This is a genomic window from Pedobacter agri PB92 (assembly GCF_000258495.1).
Lineage (GTDB): Bacteria > Bacteroidota > Bacteroidia > Sphingobacteriales > Sphingobacteriaceae > Pedobacter > Pedobacter agri.
Window position 1 is genome coordinate 17,722 of sequence record NZ_AJLG01000027.1, and the last position, 18,807, is coordinate 36,528.

Here is an 18,807-nt window from a genome sequence, read left to right on the forward strand (position 1 = left end):
TCACTCGGTTCGATGTCACTACCTTAATCCTATACTTTAATACAGCTTGGTTTGTTGGATTTACCGAGTAGGCTGTTAAAATCTGCGCTTCCTGATCTGACTGTTGTTGTTGGTTAGGATAACCGTTGCTCGATGGAATTGGATTAGGTACATAGACCACTTGAGAATGAACAGCGTAACTACACAATAGTAGTGCGCAAATTGAGAGATACCTTTTAAGCATATAGATATAAGAGAAACTCAAACTGTCCCCTAGTTTGACGTTAAATGCAATAAGCGTTGGGACTGAACTTATTCCGCTACTGGAAACCCCTAGGAAGGTCATCGTAAACAGAATAGCCAGCCCAACGCTTATGGCGTGGGCATTTGGCTAACTCTGTCCTTGTTACGATTGATTGATTTCCTAGGTCTTCCAATACAAGAACTGAAGCTAAACGCTTATATCTTAATATGTAGTTGCTACTTTTTTTATTTCATTCCTCAAATCTAGTAAAGAGAAATGAATGTAGGTGCATTGCTGCACCTAATTTTTTACGCAGCTTCCTTCTCGACTGTTGCAATGCTTACATAACCAGTTTCCCCCTCTACAATCCTGCGATAGTAGAAGTTATGCAAGCTTTCAGCAGGTAGATAGTTTATTCGGAGTGCGTATTCGATGCCAATGGTATTGTCATTTGATTGCGTAAGTTGGTAGCACTCTCGAAGTAAGTTGTTGGTTAAGGCACTGCCAAACTTTTGTAAAGCTTCTTCGCCGAGGTCTATAAAGATATAGAAGGCTCCATTTTTTGGCGAGAGAGATAATGTAATATTCCAATGGTAACAAATGAACTCCTTTACCAAGTTTGTGTTCTGCTCGTTCTTGGTATGATCCATTAAAGCATAGGTTCTAAATTTGGCAACATCAAAACGTTTAAGTAGCTCTGTTGCTGCATTGACCATTAACGTGTAAGCCTTCTCTACTTGTTGATTTACCTCTTGCACATCAGTTGTGATGGCAACGTACTGTGTTTTGCCTGGCTTGGCTTTGGTTGGTGTCTTCATGTTGTAAGAATTAAAAAGTGGGTAAAAAGAAAAGGCACCCTGTTAAGAGTGCCTGTAAATTGTTTTGGTAAGAATGGGTTTGATGTGTCTGTTTTAAAAGGTATTGCGCTTTATGGTGCAACATAGTCAAGTACAGAAATTCTTTCCTTTGGTTGGAAAGCTAGTACCTCTTTGTAGAAACTTGGAAAATCCTTAATCCTGTCACTTTCAAATGCGAAGGATGTGTGAAGTGACCTTTTAAACCACTTACGTATCTCTGCTTCAAATGGACAGTTGTGGAACTGGTACAACACTTCGTATTTTTCGAGGTAGTTACACCGAACATGGTAATAAAAGTGTGGTGTGTAGAATGTAAATAAGCCATCAGGATCGTACGGATCCACCTTACCATTAATTTCTACAATGGTTCGATCAAGTGGATCAGGGAGACTACTGTACATCTCTTTAAACCGCTTTAACAAATCATGGTATAGATATTCAATGCCCTCGTTGAGTGACTTCTGTAGTGGTAATGCTCTTCTAGCCAGCTTATAATTCTTTAGCACTGGTCTAGGCGGGTTATTTTCTATCTGATTTTGTAAGTTAGCCGCTTCAAATCGTTTCATTTTCTTTGTTGTCAGGTTTCATTTCTTGATGACTACTTTTTGTAAATCGAGTCTTTTATGTGGCTATAGCTTCGTTCTTATCTCTTTCACTTCACATCGAGAACCATGAGGGGGATGTATTCGGAACTACCTGCGCATGAATAGAATACATTTGATTTCGATTTAAAGGCACTGTTATTAAGGATAATAGACGTAACTTGCAACCTTTTAAAAGCAAGATAATAAGGTGACTATCCGACTGACTTATAGAGCAAAGCACACGAAAGATTCTATGGGGGGCTAATTTCCTGTAACTGGTTTTACATTATTACTTTGATACGCTGAGAACTTTCATTAGTAGTACTCCATAGGTCACTTTTTTCAAAACACCTTACTTGACGAGTACTATAACTATAATACTATATAAATAACCTTAGTTCCAGTACCTGTGAGGTCACTTTTCGCTTCCATTTATGCTGTACTTTTCGTATCTTTATGTGTCAGCTGTTCATCAGACTTACAGGAGATCAACCACCATTACATCCTTTATCTAGGATCGAGATCAGTATAGTCAAATGATAATGAACAATGAATTATGTAGCTGGCCAGTTCGTGGCCTTACCCAGAATAACAAAGCTTAATGAGCTAAAAATAAGATATGTTGATATACTCACTTACACAGCATTAAAATCATTTAACGGTGAGGAAGGGTGCTTCCCCTCTTATGAATCAATTGCAGAAAGGGCTACCTGTTCCAGAAACTTTATAGTAGCCTCAATAAAACGACTGGAACGATCCGGACTTATTAATATAAGGAAAAATAGAAAGCGTGTAGTGAGAGATCGACTTCCTGTCAATGAGTACACATTTAAGCGGTATGATACATTCAATGCCATACCCTACGAGATATTTGATATTGACATTAATTTGTATGATAAGGCAATGCTTTTAGTTATACAGCAGTTCTTTTATGAGGGCACTATAAGACCATTCTATACTTTAAATCGAATTGCATCCGAATTGGGGGTGTCAACTAAAATTGTTTATCAAAGATTCCAGTCACTGGTCGACCTTGGTTACGTTACAAAGACCAAACAGTCAAAGAGAAGGTGGTCGTATGGAGACAAATATACCCTGAGTAACGAAGTAAAATGGATATGGGATAGTAGCAAAATGAATGTCAAAGGCATTTTTTCACCATTTCTACTTGTTGCATAAAGGACTTGCACATTTTTCAAGTTGGGGGTGTAATAAAACCCTTCACCCAATAAATTGTGCAAGCCTACTCAACTTCATTAGCTTTTCAGGTAAGGTTGTTCTCTCGTCGAGTTGATGCTGGATCGCTTTAGTTTGCGCTCCATGATGCGGTACATTCTAACAGAACGCTTTTTAGTTCCATCTGCATCCGTAAATATACTTTTATCATGTGTTGAATCATCCAAACTTGCTAGCTCTTTCTTCTTAAGTTCAACATGGCCAGTAAATGGCTCTATCCTGAAATAGGTCTCTATGTCTGTGGACTTGGCTGTTTTCTTTATTCCAAACTCATCATACACTTTTTGTAGTTTGACTTTGACTTCCGCAGTAGGGTAACTAATGCCAACCTTGAATAATCTACCAACTGCATCCACCAAACCATGATGGACAAGACCATGTTCAATGTTATACTTTAGCAAAGCTCTCTCGATTGCAGATTTCTTATAGCCTAGTTCCTGTATTGTTACCATGGATAACTTCTCTTCAGCTTCGAATATCAAAGGGAATCTTGCTTTAAGCTCCTTCCTAATGTTATTCCTACCATCTTCGTCACTTACAAAATGGTTTGAGATGATTTGCGCACAGCACCACTTTATGTTAGTAGTCGAATAACGATTCATAGTCTTCGAAATGGTTTCAAACTCTTCAGGTAGATACTCTTTATGTTCCTCTTGAACATCAAACAAACCTGAAAACTCATATGCTAGCGGGAGGGCAATTGGATGACCATAACACTGCTTCAATCTCCAACTGTATAAGTAATTGTCGAGCTTGAATGGGTCAAGTTCCTCTCTTGTGTTTAAAAGGTTTGCGTATGGAAGAAGTCGCTTCTTGCCTTCTTCATATATGTCAATTGCTACTTGGTTCGTTACCGTTTGCTGTAAATCATTCAATGCTTTATAACCCATGTAGGAGTACCCTAGAGCCGATAATGCATTATCTTCCAACTTCACTACTGCGTTTCGTTTGTTATTCAAGATATGAGTAGCAGTCCGAAGTCTATCTTTAGTTTCTTTGCTGTCTTTTGGTTGCCTAAACCTACCAAGTATCTGATAAACATCAGTATTTGGATCAAGCATTGTATGATCAGCAACGCTTAGGTCAGTCAGAAGCAATACATCAGGCATTTGCTCAAAACCTTCAATATCAAGTCCGTTGTAGAAGCTGCTTGTTAAGAAGTTGATTTTTGCTAGATTGGTAGTGTCTATCTTTGAATAGGCATTGGACACACCCTTCAGTTTGAAATCCTTGACTCCATCTTCGGAACAGTAGATGTTACACTCCTCTATCAAATTGTTGTTATCAATGAGAGCCTTTATACCGTTCAATGAATTGAAGAAAACAAACAACATTTCACCATCATACTGCTCTATATACTCTTTAAATGCAGCACCTAGGTTGTTAACACACTTCAGTTTGATTTGCTTTTTAATGTCTCGGATGTGATCCACTTTGATCATCTGAAAACCTTGTTCAGTGAGTTTAGGATGCGAAGGTCTAAAGGGTGTAGCAGAAATCATAGCTTTGTTTTTAAATTGGAAGAAGTTGTCTGCAAAGCTTGATATATTAACTCTGTATCCAACATCCGTGGTTACTTTGTGACTCTCATCACAAAGTACGAATACCTGATTAAATACATCATAGTCGCAATCTTTAAGGGCTTTAATGACCTTTCCAAGTCCTTCGGGTGTTGACAGGAACTTCATGTATTTGGACTTGTGTGACTTAATATACTTCTTCAATTTCTCTACAGTTACAGCTTCAGTAACCTCCTGAGTAAAATCTTCTTCGTAATGCTTTAAATGCTTGTTGGCAATCTGACTTTTATGCGGTAGGAGAATGATGCTATGTCGCTTAGCCTTAATCTCTGCATAGGTAGCTCCCCACCCAGTAATGACTTTGTTGATTATAACATTGGCCGGGATAGGATTTAGCATAGGTTCATCAGAGAATCTCATAGCTGTAGTATTAATAGTATAGTCGTAATCTTTGAAAGGATGTATCATTATCTTATCTGTTTGTTATGTTTAAGGTTACTTTTGATTTGGTAGGTTTTGTGCTTGAAGTGCCAATATTAACTCGTTTGTTGATTCGTATTCTTCAAAAGCATTATCCTCCTGTCGAAGTATTGCTTGCATCACCTCGTCATTGATATCAATTTGGCTATTGATTGCTTCCGTGAGTTGGATATCAATATCAGTACTTAAGGCGACTGCTTCTGCTAACTCTAAATCTGTTTCAGTTTCTTCAATTGTTCCAGATGGAAATGAAGTTAGGTCGTTAAGCAAGTCCCATGCAACGTAGAAAACTCTCTCGTTGTTTATCACAGTAACTTTAGCATCCATTACATGAATAGTGCTTTTTAATAGGTTGGTTTGCAGTTTGTGCTTAGGGCCTTTGGAGTGTTTACCTTCAAGTGATCGTAGTTGAATGGTAACATGGAAGTCCAAATCAAAGTTTTCACTTTGATGTTGTTTCCACAAGCACCTTGCAATCCTGCACTCGACTCCGGCAAGCACTTGCTTGGAAACATTCATTATTAAATAGTAACCCTGTCTTGGTGCAAGGTTAGTCATGTTAACAGGTTTCAGTAAGTCGTACTCACGCTGTTTTTGGTTGATCTCAAACTGGTTCTTTACCATTGTTTCTTATTGTTCAAATTCAACTACATTGTTGAATTACAATACAAAGGTGCAACAGTGGTGAATCCTATAAGGCAATAGGTCTAGGCTGTTTTTACATTATTATATAGCCCTGTCAGTCAATGGTTTACTTTTTGAAATTAGCTAGCAATGAATAGATGTAGTCCTTAGGTTCTGAGTTGATTAATTCTGGTTCAATGTATTGCAACATACTAAGCAAATCAAAGAAGAAGTTTGCTTGCACATCTGAGAGGGAGGTATTGGGCTGAAGTGTTAAGTGTGTCTGGTTTATAAGGTACGATTGCAAATAGAAACACATGTTGGCCATCATAGGGAGCAGTTTATGCCTTGGATTATCGGGTTTTAGTTCGCTTGCCTGCTTCATCTTTGCAGGCGACAAGTTGCCGCCAAAACCATCGTCAAATAAGGTATATATTTGTGTGCCGAACAGACTTAATGGGAAGTCTTGGTTTTCAACTGCTTTATACATTACATCAGTAACCCATTTAGTTACGTCGCTGTTCTTCAATTTAATGGTCTCACTTAGTGATGGTTTGATGTTAAGCTGTAACGTTTCATTTGGCTTTATTCTCGAGATGCCAAGTAAGAAAGTAGCAATCTCCTTGAGCATTATATCGTCATTATATTTCTGCTTGTAAGCTGTCCATTGTTTACCAATCTCTTCGCTTTTGGATAGGATCAAATACAGCATCTCTTTAAAATGATGCTGCAAATTGTAATGATTTAGAAGCTTGTTTAGGTTTACTTCGAGCTCCCTAAACATTTGTTCATTGTAATACTCCAAATGAACTGGAACGCCACCAAGTTTTTCTACTTCAAGTATATGGTGTTCCTGTAGATTATTAAAGTAGTCACTTAACTTTCTAAAGTCTGGAAGCAACGTAGTTGAGAACATACTAATGGCGGAGGGTTTTGCTCCGCCACTAAAAGTATTTAATAAGTATTAGAACACCAACTATAATGTTGGTAGTAAGTGTTTCAAATCATTGTGATTCATCTCACCGAGTGATCTCAAGTAAGTTAGTGTTACAATCATATCTGAATGACCTAGTAATTTTTGAACAACACTAACGTCTTTAACATTCCTATATACTGTTACCGCACCAGTATGTCTAAAGGAATATAAGGTTTGATTCTTCTCAATCAAACCCAATTCAAACATCTTTACCCATACACGTTTCCATTGTGTGTTGAAGTAGGCTAGGTTAAACACTCTTGTTTTCATGGTGAATAGGTTGTCTTCATCACCAAGTAATGATACCCTATCATAAATAACCGCTCTGATGTATTCAGGGATATGAACTGCTCGGACACGCCCGCTTTTATTTTCATCACCTGAAAGATGTATCTCAGTGCAATCCCTTTTGAAGTGCTTTCCCTTTAGGTTTCGTATCTCTTGATGAGGTCTGAGGAAACACCCATAGCATAAAAGGGCGCAGATGTGTAGGTTTTCATGATTGTTTTTGAGGTAGTTGACGATCAACTTCATCTTTTCGTGTTCATAGATCTTATGAAGCTTAGCTTTTTTCTTCATTGTACTGGTTTCGCGAACCGCCTGAAGGGGCTTTTCTAGCTCTCTGCTGATCAGTGAAAACAATACACCTAAATCACGTCTTCGATCCATGTAATACATTCCTGATGAGTTGTATCGCTGTAGAAACTCTTCAACCCTCGTACGTTTTATAAGGGTGATATCACTCTCGAGTTCCTCCTTTGTGAGAAATGCTTTGAAGTGTCGATGAATGCCTTTCAGGTTTTTCCTGTAGTAGTGACTGACGTCAGAATTCAGTTTAACATCTAAAGCCCAATCAAGAAGATAGCCAGTTGAGGTATCAACATTGTCCGCTGATGGTAGATGGTTTGATTTAGGTTTGGCATCATACGGGTAGTTGCCACTCTCTACGGCTTTCAGTATCTCAAACTCAAGTTGCTTTAAGAGCCTGTTTCTTTCTTTAATTGTCTTTGCTAGGTTGGGTTTGATTGGTGAGTTAATATTGTTTCCGTTGTATTCTCTTACACGTTTTCCGTTCCAATAGAACGTTACATAACTCCTTGTTGTTATGTCATTGGATGTTACAATCCTTACTTCTTGTAGTTGCATTTTGGCGCATTTTTTAATGATTCATGGATAAGAATCATCGAAAAAAGCGTCTCAGAGGCCTATAGCTCAGTTGGTTAGTGCAACTCATAATCTTTTGGTCGCTGGTTCGAGCCCAGCTGGGCCCACAAACCCTTCAGTAAAACTGGAGGGTTTTTTTTATGTTCCATTCTCTGCGGGCTAAAGCTTAATTTTCATTTTTTCAGCTAGTGATGTTTTTGAATCCCTCAACTTCCCATCAACCCAAACGCATATTTTACTTTGATTTCCAGGCTTATCAGGATCCCAATCTTTTTTCCAAACAATATCGATATCATGGTTATGGTATCTAATATTCCCCAGATAGAAATAGCTCCAAAGATCATCATAAAGCAGCGGTTTGATAGCAAACTCATCTGCGTGTGAAGCCTTGAAGCCAAGAAGATCTTCAATAATGATGTCTGGAAAACTAGAATGAAAATAATCCTTTTCTCCACCAAAAGATTCTCCATTGCTGGGAATGTACCATTCACCGATATTTTTTTCTTTCGAGCCATGCATTCTTGCAAGCTTCATTACATAATCTATCAGCAATTGTTTCTCACCTAATGAAGCATTCTTTTTGTAGTCACGGAGATAATTTGCATAACCTTTATAAACCACTGAATTTTCATATGGCCAGCCCCTGCCATTCCACGCATAGGCCTGTTCGTTGTAAAACGGATGTTGACGTTCTGCAGTAGTCATTCCTTTGGTATGATAAAAACCTTTTGCGGAAGAAAACATATTCCATGATTCGCCAAACTTCCGGTAATGTTTTAACGGAATCAGTTTAAAATACCATGGCGAATAACCAACAGACTCACGAACATTTGACTGGAAATCTTTTACACCGAATTCGTTATCTCCGGCAGTTAGCGAATTAAAAAATTTATCATCATCGTTCCATAACACGGTTAATACCTTTTCTTGAAGGTTCGTAGCATTTTTCTGATAAAGTGCTGCTTTTGTTGCCGAATGTTCTTCTTTAAAGTTAAAAGCGTCCTGCCGATAGAGATCAGCTAACGATTTCAGATTGCCATAAACATAACTGTTTACCGATGGCCTGACCATATAAAAATCAGGATAGCCGCTGCGAAACGCTTTAGGATATTGCTTTGCCTGTAATGATTGAGCGGCTCTACCAGTAGTTTCCCAACCCAAATAATAGTTCCGCCATGACTTATTTGTGTAAATGCTGTATGGGCTTTCACTTTTAATCAATCCCATTACTGCAGAAAGACTAAATTCCATTCCATTATACAAATCAAGAATTTTATACATTCCAGAAGTAGGTGAGTTTTTATTTTTCACCGTGAATAAACTATCCCAAACCTGTTGATGACGTTCTAAATCAGGTAGTTTCTCTCTTAGCCATGTTTTATCAGGATGAATTTTTAGGAAAGCATCAACGCCGTTAATCATCCAGCTCGAAAAGTGGTGACTCTCCGGCCTGCTCAAGTAAGTTAAAAAATTTGCATTTTCCCGCTGATTTAATTTAGAAGCTGAACCACTGATAAAATAGTCGGTATAGGATTTCAAATACTGATTATCCCTTAGCCAGCGCACATCGTAAAACTGGTGCCCTGCCGGACAAGTAATTGCTCCGCTTCTCGATGCCCAGGGCTTTACGCCAAAAAACTCCGTTACCACCCAATATTTTTTATGATCATAAGGATCATTATATTCCTTTAGATGTTTGCTGATCATCCACCAGCGATAGTTATAAACTTCTGATAGAAGCGTATCGTCGCAATCAAAAAACGGAACATTGTTAAGTAGAAAATCTTTATTATTTTCTTTACGATATGGGCCGTCGGATTCCGGGCGATTCCTGTATGCATTAAATAGATCAACCTGCCGGGATAATTTCTCTTTAGCTTCAGATTTCAACCTAATTAATTCCTGATCATAAACAGAAGTATGTTGCGCAAAAACGTGGAGATTGGAAATGATTAAAGATGTTGTGATCACTAGCAACAGGAAATTTCGCATATCTACAAGAAGGTTTTATTACTTGAAATTCTAATATTGAAAATTAAATATCCGAGTTTGTGCGCCATCAACCTAATTTTTTCTTGATAAAATATAGTCGAATCACTTATACCGAAATAATATCCCACAATCGCCGTAATTTATCTTAAATTTTATCAAATAGGTTAAAAACCACTTCTGGGAATATTACGTAAATCAACAAATAAAATTAAAAACCTAATATAAGATATAAGCCGTTTCTAATTAATATGCTAAGTTCCGAACCAAATTCATTTATCGAACCACTTTTTAATTATTTTAAAAGTTTAAGTCCTATTTCAGAAGAATTAATGATCGATTATCGAACCCATTGCTGCCCAATAACTGTAAAAAAAATAAATTCATTGTTTCTCCATTGGATCACAATGCATATCTTTTTTTTATCACCAGTGGATTGGTTCGGGGTTTCGTTCGGAATAATAATAAAGAAATTACCACACGTTTTAGTTTTGAGAATGAAATTATTGGCGCAATCAGACATCCCGATGGAATAGAAAGTTATTCTACCGAGTATTTGCAGGCTTTGGAAGACTGTCATTTAATCCGGATTCCCTATGCCTTAATTGAAACCGTGTATGCTAAATTCCCTGAGGCGCATATTATAGGGCGAAAACTTTTTGCTATTCAATATTATGCTGCATCTCAAAGTGCTATCCTTGCAAGAATACCAAATGCTGCAGATCGATACAGCATGTTTGTATCGAAAGGCATCAACTATATCGATCGCCTGCCCGTAAAATTCCAAGCAAGTTATCTTGGGATGAGGGTTGAGACACTTAGCCGAATTAGGTCTAAAATAGAATTGCCTTTAATAAGTAATGATAAGTTTTAATGAAGTTCGACCTTTTTCTAATTTCGTTTTAATAATAATATAATATTTAGGTTAATCTTTGCTAAATCTGCCAGAAAGTGACTTTAAAATGAGTAAAATGAGTTCACCGTATCGATTGCCATTATATCTTTGCAACTCGATGATTAGGTTATTAGGAAAAAATTCTTTGAAGAGCATATTTGGCTGCTTGCTATTGGGCATATTTATTCTTAAATTCTTCACCTTTTCCATTTCCTCCTTTTCATCATCTTCTACCTATTCTATCGAAAAAAGTGCGGAGGAAAGTAAGGATAAGGAAGAAGAATCCTTCGATACCGCGAAAAAGAAGTTGCTCCTATACGAATCATCGATTATGGATCATGAGCATCCACTTTGGACAAATCATTTGCCTGTTAGGGTTAATGCCTATAGGGATCGGATCGGAAATTTCCCTCCAAAAAATGTGCCCACACCGCCTCCGGACGGACCAGCTTTGACATAAATTAAGTCTTAATTATATTTTTTGACTAATTTTGTGAGCTAAAGATTTCATCCCAGGAAATTTCATCCCAAACTTTTTAAAAATTATCATACACAAATGAAAAATCATCATATTGTCGGCGCTCCAACGCCCTGGCAAAGATTGGTGCGTATGCTTCACCTGGAGCGTAAAACCATCAATTACATTTATATATATGCCCTATTAATTGGATTAATCGGCCTATCATTACCATTAGGAACCAGTGCCGTATTTAATTTGCTATCTAACGGTGCGGTGTATAGCTCTACTTATATCTTAATCGCCGTGATATTGGTAGGTATTGTTGTAGGCGGTATTTTATTAATCGGCCAGTTAACTTTGGTTGAGTTTTTAGAGCAAAAGATTTTTACAAAGGCAGCACTGGAATTCGCATTTCGCTTGCCACGTATTAAAAAGAAGGCTCTGGAAGGCGAAAATCCTTCAGAGCTGATCAATCGGTTTTTCGATATCCTAACCATACAGAAGGGCTTAACCAAATTATTGGTTGATATTATTGCCGCTGGAGTGCAAATCTTTTTCAGCGTAATTTTGCTCTCATTCTATCACCCTGTTTTTATGGCTTTTGGAACATTCGTATTGCTGGTGATTATCCTGGTGTTAGTTTTATACTATCGCCGTGGGGTGCAAACGAGCATGGAAGAATCGAGTTATAAGTATGAAGTGGTGGCCTATCTGGAAGAAATTGCCGGAGATTTAGATACTTATCGCGAAAGCAAAGTTAAAAGAAAAGAAATCATAGACCGTACCGATGAGATTACGGCAAATTATATTCAGGCCCGTAATGACCATTTTACGGTATTGAGAAATTTTTTCATGAGCGCTGTAGCATTACGTACCATTTTAATGGGAGCGCTTTTGTTAATGGGATCATATTTTGTAGTAGAGCGCCAAATGACTTTTGGCCAGTTCGTTGCCGCAGAAGTAATTATTGTACAAATTAGTTATGCCATTGAAAAACTGATGACAAACTTAAATACGGTATTTGATATGGTTACGGGAAGTGAGAAATTAGCTGTCGTAACCGATTTAGAGTTAGAGGAAGGAGACCTGACTAATGGGTAAAATTAGCAACAATCTGGCTCAAATTAAAGCTTGGGAAGAGCTTTCTACACATGCCAACAGCAGGATTATTGATGCTAAAGGCTCAAAGCGATTAGGTAAAGTAGCGCTGTTTGTGTTAGTTTTCTTTATCATTTTACTGTTTCTTCCTTACAGGCAAACGATACCCGGACGTGGCACTGTTACAGCATTGCGTCCTGAAGATCGGCCGCAAACTGTTCAAAATCAAATTGGCGGCAGAATAGAACATTGGGCAGTAAGAGAAGGACAAGAAGTAAAAAAAGGTGATACCATCCTGGTAATTTCAGAAACCAGCCAATCTTATTTTGATCCGGAATTACCCACCCGACTTAATGAACAGTTGGATGCTAAACGAGGTAGTGAAACCGCAGCCGTACAAAAAATGGATGCCACTAGATCTCAGATTGATGCTTTGGGTAATGGTTTGAATTTCCAGATAAAAGCTGCAGAAAACAAGGTTCGCCAGGCCAGGAATTATTTAAGCATAGATAGTGCAGAACTTTTGGCGGTACAAAAATTCTATGAAACAGCAAAAGTTCGTTTGGAACGATATGAAGCTGGTTATAAAAACGGGTTATTTTCATTAACAGATATTGAGACTAGAAGATTAAAACTACAGGAGGATAATGCCAAAGTAATCAGTCAGCAAAATAAGTTAGGCAATTCGAGACAAAACTTATTGAATTCAATTATCGAACTGGATAACATCAGGGCAAAATACCAGGAATCATTGGCGAAAGCACAGTCAGATATGAGTTCGGCAATTTCTAGCCGGGCCAGTGCACAGGGGGAAATTGCTAAGCTAAGGAATGATATTTCTAACATCAATGTGAGGAGAAGTTTATATGTTGTTCGTGCGCCGCAAAGCGGATTTGTAGTAAAAACACTAAAAGCGGGTATTGGCGAAAATATTAAAGAAGGAGAATCAGTAGCCACCTTACAACCAAAATCACCAATGGTGGCGGCAGAGTTATATGTGAGTGCCATGGATGTTCCATTGATTTTAGATACAAGCAATGTCCGTTTACAATTCGAAGGCTGGCCATCGGTTCAGTTTTCTGGATGGCCATCAGTAGCAGTAGGTACTTTTGCCGGAAAAATATTTTCTATTGATAAAGTGAGTAGTTCTGACGGAAAATATCGTGTACTGATTAGTCAAACCAACCCGGTACCGGTGAACGATGAACCATGGCCACCTCAGCTACGTCAAGGATCGGGGGTTTTTGGCCGCATCATTCTTAGATCAGTTCCGCTATGGTATGAAATCTGGCGACAACTTAATGGTTTTCCTCCAAGTTTAGAGAAAGAACCCTCTAAAAGTTTGACAGATGCAAAATAAAGATGATTTTAACATGAATATAAAATTAAAAAGCTTTGCTATTTGCTTTATATGGATGATGTTAATAAGCCAGTTTAGCACTGCTCAGCTAAAACCGAATGCAGTAATCAAAAAAAATTACGATACGGCCAGAGTTTTTTCACTTGAAGATTTGCAGATGCTTGTTTTTAGATATCATCCGATTATAAAACAGGCAGCACTTTTAAGTGAAGCGGCAAGGGCAAATGTATTGCAATCGCTGGGTTATTTCGACCCTACTTTAAAAGCCGGTTTTGCCAGGAAGTTATTTGGAAACACAGAATATTACAATAAGTGGGATAGCGAACTGAAAATCCCACTTTGGCTTGCTGGTGCTGATTTAAAAGTTGGCTATGACCGCAATGTTGGAACGTACGTAAACCCTGAAAGCCGAACAAATAACCAAGGCTTATCTGCAGTAGGAATAAGTATTCCATTAGGCCAAGGATTAATCATCGATGCCCGAAGAAATACTTTAAGGCAATCAAAAATTATGGTGGAGTACGCTGAAGCAGATCAGTTAAAGCAAATTAACAGTGTTTGGTATGGCGTAGCCAAAGATTATTGGAACTGGTATTATGCTTACAAGCAGTTTGAACTGATTGAAGAAGGTCTTGAGTTGGCTGAGCGACGCTTTAAAGCGCTGAGCACACAAACGGTATTAGGGGATAAACCCGCGATAGATTCAGTTGAAGCTTATATTACCGTTCAGGAAAGAATGATCCAGAAAGAAAAAACGGCTATTGAATTACAGAATGCCCGTTTGGTATTATCAAATCACCTTTGGAACGAAGATGGAAACCCACTTGAACTACCGGCAGACGCGTTGCCACAAAACATCATAGCAATACCAAATCGCTTAAATCCACTGGTATTAGATACTTTGTTAGGTCAATCAGCTAACCAGCACCCGGATCTGGTAAAATTAAGAACCAAGGGAGCGCAACTGGCAATTGAAAGAAGCTACCGGCAAGAGTTACTCAAACCAAAGCTAAATGTGATCGGTAATTTAATATCCAGCCGCACAAATTTTAACAGTAATATCCCGGGTTATTATGATTTTAATTGGAGTAACTATAAACTGGGTTTAGAATTTGCGTTTCCACTTTTTTTAAGATCTGAAAGAGGAAAACTCAGAGAAGTGAAAATTAAGCAGCAGGAACTGAGCTACGAGCTTCAGCAATCAGGAAGAGAAATCCGGAATAACATCTTAACTTCGTACAACGATCTTTCAGCTTACGCTGCACAGTTGGCAGTACAACAAAAGAGTATCGAAAATCAGCAGATTTTAGTAACCGGTGAAAACCAAAAATTTGCATTGGGTGAAAGTACACTGTTCTTGATTAACAGCCGTGAAACGAAGTTAATCGATATGAAAATAAAGCAGGAAAGTATGATTTCCAGTTATCAGAAAACGATAGCAGAGTTGTATTATAAAGCAGGAACCAGACAAATAGATAATAGCCTCTAAAGAAAATTTAGGCGTTTCTGCAAGCTATACGCTACAAATCGAAATCTAATGATTTGTTTTAAGGGAGGATATTCCAGTAAATTAATCTACTGGAATATCTTTTTTATACTTTTCGGCAAATTCTGTAGGCGTTAACTCAAATTGGGTGAAAAAGCATTTGCTAAAATAGGAATGCGAATTGAAACCCACCATATAACCAATTTCAGCAATCGTATACTCCTGCTCTACCAATAATTTAGCAGCTGTTTTTAATCTAATTAATCGCACAAATTCATTGGGTACATGGCCGGTTTTGGCTTTGATTTTTTTGTATAAACTCGATCGGCTTAAACCAACCTCCCTCCCTAAATCTTCCACAGAAAGTTGCGGATCTGAAATTCTTGCTTCGATAATCTGGGTAATTTTCTCCAGGAATTTCTTATCCCGGTTACCACTGATTAAAATTTCAGTTCCTTCTAACGGACTTTGCGCAAATCGTTGTTTCAAATTCGCTTGCCGTTCCAGTAAGTTTTTAATCACTAAAGAAAGCTGTTTCCATTTAAAAGGTTTTGAGATATAAGCGTCTGCCCCACTTTCTAAACCTTGTATTTCTGCATCGGTATTCGTTTTGGCAGTTAATAAAACCACCGGTAAATGGCTATAATCAATATCATTTTTGATGATTTTGCATAGCTCGATGCCATCCATTACCGGCATCATCACATCAGAAATTACCAGATCAACCTGGTGATGATCCAGCTGTTTAAGTGCTTCTTTTCCGTTTTTCGATCTGATGGTATGATAGCCCTCAGCAATAAAGCTTTTAGATAAAAATTCCAGCAAAGATGGATCATCTTCTACCACTAATACAGTTAGTTTACCTTCGGGATCTTCACTCACCTCTTCAAAATCGTTGCCCATTGCAATTTCATTTTGCATAAATGGAATCAAAACGGTGAATGTTGTTCTCACCCCTTCCTCACTCCTCACTTCAAGCTTACCTCCGTGTTTTTCACTCAAAGATTTGGCAAGTGCTAATCCAATACCCGTACCACCGAGATTGGTATAATGATGTTCCTCGGTAGAAACCTTAAAAAACTTTTTAAAAATTGAATCCAATTGCGCTTTTGGAATACCTATTCCGTCATCTTCTACACTAATGGAAACCATCTGTTGCCCATCTGCGGAAGTATACAAATCATTTACCTTGATTTCCAGTTTATTGCGGGCGAACTTAAATGCGTTGATTAATAAATTACTCAGAATCTTCATCAAAGCTTCCGGATCGGCGTTAATGTCAAGTTTTTGAAAAGCACTTACAATCGAAAATTCTAATCCTCTTTTTGTTGCAATTGGCGAGAAACGATCGCGAATACTATTGATCAGATAGATGAGTTCAATTGGCTCTGGATGGATTTCGAAAATATCACTTTCAATGCGTCTAAAGTCAAGTAACTGGTTCACTAAGGTAAGTAGGCGATCAGAGTTTTCTTCCATTACCTGTAGCTGATCCATCGCTTCCCTATCTTTTTCCTTTTTTGATAGAAGTCGTTCTAACGGAGCAATAATCAATGAAAGCGGTGTTCTGATTTCATGTGCCATTGCTGTAAAAAACTCTATTTTTTGTTTATAGAAATCTTGCTCATTTTTGTTTTTTAGCCTTTCCAGTTTAATTTCGTTGCGTTTTCGTTCCTTTTCATACACATACCGGCGTAGCCAGAATGCACCAGCTACAAAAACCAAAAAGTAGAAGATATAGGCCGGAATCGTTTTATAAAACGGTGGTAATATTTTTATTTTAATGGTAGATACCGCTCCAATATCTGCCCCTAAATCATCAATTACCTTTACCTGAAAACTGTAATCGCCGGCAGGTAAATTGGTATAGGTTGCTTTTCTCTGGCTACCAACATTGTTCCATCCCTTATCAAATCCTTCCATTTTGAAAGCATACTGTAGCTTATTGGGAGCGATAAAACTCAGTGATGCATATTCGATACTTAATACAGATTGGTTGTAATCCAATATCACTTCATCAGTATAATTTATGGAACTTTTCAGCGGACTTTTGTCATCGTTTAAGTCTAAATCTTTATTGAATAACTGAAAATTAGTAAATGAAACCTTTGGTGTTGAAGTGCTATTTTGAACCTGATCTGGATAGAAAGCGTTAAATCCGTTTATCCCTCCAAAATAAAGCTTCCCGGTTGAATCTTTATAAAATGCCTTATAATTGTATTGCTGGCTTTGCAAATTATCCCATTTTCCAAAGCTCCTTTTCACCTTCGTTTTGGGGTCAAATTCAAAAACGCCATTATTAGTAGAAAACCACATTTTGCCGGTATTATCCTTTACAATGCCATATACAACGGCACTTTTAATCCAGTTTTCATCTTCTGCAGATTTAAATTTACCCGATTTTTTGTTGAAAACATTTAAGCCGCTTCCATCAGTTCCTAACCATAAATTACCTTCGCCGTCATCCAGCATACAAATAATTTTGTTAGAACTGATGGAGCCCGGTTTACTGGAATAAGCATATTGTGTAAGGTGGTTATTAGGATCCATCCTAATTAATCCATTATCGTATGTAGCAATCCAGATGACGTTTTCTTTATCCTGGTAAACCTGATAAATACAACTCTTATCCAGATTTTTTCCTTTGATGCGAATGAACCGGTCATTTTGCTGATCATAAAGATTTAAGCCAGAGATAGTTGAAACCCAAATTCTACCTTGCCGGTCTTCTTCAATTGAGTAAACGCTATTATCGCTAAGTGTGGCTGGATTTCCGGGATCACTTTTATACCGCTTAATTTTCCCCGTTGCTGGATTAAGAATATTCAAACCGCCGGTGTACATGCCAACCCAGATATTGCCAGATTTATCTTTATAAAGTGCATGAATATTGTGATACGAAAGACTGTCTTGCCCGGCTGAAAAGGGAAATTTTTTGAAGGTTTTATCAACTGAATTAAAATAGTTCAAACCACCATCTTCCGTACCAATCCACATTTGCCCCGGTTTGGTTTCAAGGAAAGCACTTACCGCATTTCCTGATAATGAATTTTTAACACCCGATGGATAATAAAACTCGAATCCTGAGCTTCCTTCATGGTAATAATTCAAACCACCAAAATAAGTCCCTACCCAAATGCCACCTTCTTTATCTTTAAAAACATTGTAAACTGCATCATCATTGATACTGAAAGGATCATTATTTTTATTCTGATAAACCGTAAATCGATTATTTTTGCGATCAAATATGTTTAAACCTTTTTCAGTACCCAGGCAGATATAGCCAGGCTTCGGCTCATAAATAGTTCTGACAATATTATCGCTAATGGAATTTCCTGATGATTTTTGATAAATAGTAAAGCTATCTGTCTTTTTATTCCAAAGATTTAAACCACCTGCCATGGTTCCAACCCAGATATCGCCATTACTGTCTTTATACAAGTCAAGAATTACATTACTCGAAAGCTTCGAAGCAGAAGATGTATTATAGTGTCGGATTTTATTTGTTTTTGGATTTAACACATCAATTCCTTTACCATAAGTACCTAACCAAATATCTCCGGCATCGTCCTGCAGTATTTTAGGTACCTCATTTGATGAAATTTTTACTGCAGAGGAAGTTGAAAAGTTTTTTAACTTTTGAGTTGGTGTGGAGAAACAGTAAACGCCTCTTTCTTTGGTTGCAATCCAGATGTTACCATTTTTAGATCGGATGATATCGTTGATAAAAGAATTTTGAAGTGGTTTAAAAAGTGTAAACTTTTCTGTTTCCAGATTGAAAATGTAAATACCTTCATCGGTGCCGATCCAGAAAGTTTTGGCATCGTACTTAAATATTTTGCGAATAAAGTTATT

The 18,807-nt window shown here is 37.7% G+C and carries 14 protein-coding genes and 1 tRNA gene; 7 read left to right on the forward strand and 8 right to left on the reverse strand.

Going from position 1 to position 18,807, the window contains the following annotated elements; translation table 11 throughout:
- Window positions 1-531: 531 nt before the first annotated feature.
- Together ON09_RS06095 and ON09_RS06100 are read right to left on the reverse strand one after the other, a co-directional pair.
- Window positions 532-1,041, reverse strand: a complete 510-nt coding sequence (locus ON09_RS06095; RefSeq protein ID WP_010600174.1) for a hypothetical protein — start codon at window positions 1,039-1,041, stop codon at window positions 532-534.
- A 110-nt stretch (window positions 1,042-1,151) separates the two neighbouring features.
- Complete coding sequence (locus tag ON09_RS06100) at window positions 1,152-1,481, reverse strand: hypothetical protein (RefSeq protein ID WP_157258855.1); 330 nt, start codon at window positions 1,479-1,481, stop codon at window positions 1,152-1,154.
- A gap of 732 nt (window positions 1,482-2,213) precedes the next feature.
- Between ON09_RS06100 and ON09_RS06105 the strand changes: the two genes are divergently transcribed.
- Complete coding sequence (locus ON09_RS06105; RefSeq protein ID WP_010600176.1) at window positions 2,214-2,843, forward strand: helix-turn-helix domain-containing protein; 630 nt, start codon at window positions 2,214-2,216, stop codon at window positions 2,841-2,843.
- Window positions 2,844-2,920: 77 nt separating this feature from the next.
- Here ON09_RS06105 and ON09_RS06110 read toward each other — a convergent pair whose 3' ends face one another.
- The 4 genes from ON09_RS06110 to ON09_RS24140 form a co-directional block, all read right to left on the reverse strand.
- Complete coding sequence (locus tag ON09_RS06110; protein WP_157258856.1) at window positions 2,921-4,840, reverse strand: hypothetical protein; 1,920 nt, start codon at window positions 4,838-4,840, stop codon at window positions 2,921-2,923.
- A 75-nt stretch (window positions 4,841-4,915) separates the two neighbouring features.
- On the reverse strand, window positions 4,916-5,524 hold the full coding sequence (locus ON09_RS06115) for a hypothetical protein (protein WP_010600178.1): 609 nt from the start codon (window positions 5,522-5,524) through the stop codon (window positions 4,916-4,918).
- A 127-nt stretch (window positions 5,525-5,651) separates the two neighbouring features.
- Window positions 5,652-6,440, reverse strand: coding sequence for a hypothetical protein (locus ON09_RS06120; protein WP_010600179.1), 789 nt, complete (start codon window positions 6,438-6,440; stop codon window positions 5,652-5,654).
- Window positions 6,441-6,500: 60 nt separating this feature from the next.
- Window positions 6,501-7,646, reverse strand: coding sequence for a tyrosine-type recombinase/integrase (locus ON09_RS24140; protein WP_010600180.1), 1,146 nt, complete (start codon window positions 7,644-7,646; stop codon window positions 6,501-6,503).
- Window positions 7,647-7,702: 56 nt separating this feature from the next.
- Between ON09_RS24140 and ON09_RS25110 the strand changes: the two genes are divergently transcribed.
- Window positions 7,703-7,771, forward strand: a tRNA-OTHER gene (locus ON09_RS25110).
- 52 nt (window positions 7,772-7,823) lie between these two features.
- Here ON09_RS25110 and ON09_RS06130 read toward each other — a convergent pair.
- The gene (locus tag ON09_RS06130; protein WP_010600181.1) at window positions 7,824-9,656 is read right to left on the reverse strand and encodes an MGH1-like glycoside hydrolase domain-containing protein; all 1,833 of its coding nucleotides are present in this window, start codon (window positions 9,654-9,656) and stop codon (window positions 7,824-7,826) included.
- Window positions 9,657-10,050: 394 nt separating this feature from the next.
- On the opposite strand from ON09_RS06130, the gene ON09_RS06135 reads away from it, so the two are divergent.
- The 5 genes from ON09_RS06135 to ON09_RS06155 all read left to right on the forward strand — a co-directional run bounded on the left by ON09_RS06135 (window position 10,051) and on the right by ON09_RS06155 (window position 14,955).
- Window positions 10,051-10,527 (forward strand): Crp/Fnr family transcriptional regulator, encoded by a 477-nt coding sequence (locus tag ON09_RS06135; RefSeq protein ID WP_157258857.1) that lies wholly within the window; start codon window positions 10,051-10,053, stop codon window positions 10,525-10,527.
- Between the two features lie 166 nt (window positions 10,528-10,693).
- Complete coding sequence (locus ON09_RS06140; protein ID WP_157258858.1) at window positions 10,694-11,008, forward strand: hypothetical protein; 315 nt, start codon at window positions 10,694-10,696, stop codon at window positions 11,006-11,008.
- A 96-nt stretch (window positions 11,009-11,104) separates the two neighbouring features.
- Window positions 11,105-12,109, forward strand: coding sequence for an ABC transporter transmembrane domain-containing protein (locus ON09_RS06145; protein WP_010600184.1), 1,005 nt, complete (start codon window positions 11,105-11,107; stop codon window positions 12,107-12,109).
- Window positions 12,102-13,466, forward strand: coding sequence for an HlyD family secretion protein (locus ON09_RS06150; RefSeq protein WP_010600185.1), 1,365 nt, complete (start codon window positions 12,102-12,104; stop codon window positions 13,464-13,466). The genes ON09_RS06145 and ON09_RS06150 overlap by 8 nt, the downstream gene beginning before the upstream one ends.
- Before the next feature lie 13 nt (window positions 13,467-13,479).
- Complete coding sequence (locus ON09_RS06155; protein ID WP_157258860.1) at window positions 13,480-14,955, forward strand: TolC family protein; 1,476 nt, start codon at window positions 13,480-13,482, stop codon at window positions 14,953-14,955.
- An 81-nt stretch (window positions 14,956-15,036) separates the two neighbouring features.
- On the opposite strand, the gene ON09_RS06160 is transcribed toward ON09_RS06155, so the two are convergent.
- The coding region (locus tag ON09_RS06160; RefSeq protein ID WP_010600187.1) for a two-component regulator propeller domain-containing protein at window positions 15,037-18,807 on the reverse strand (3,771 nt) is incomplete at its 5' end.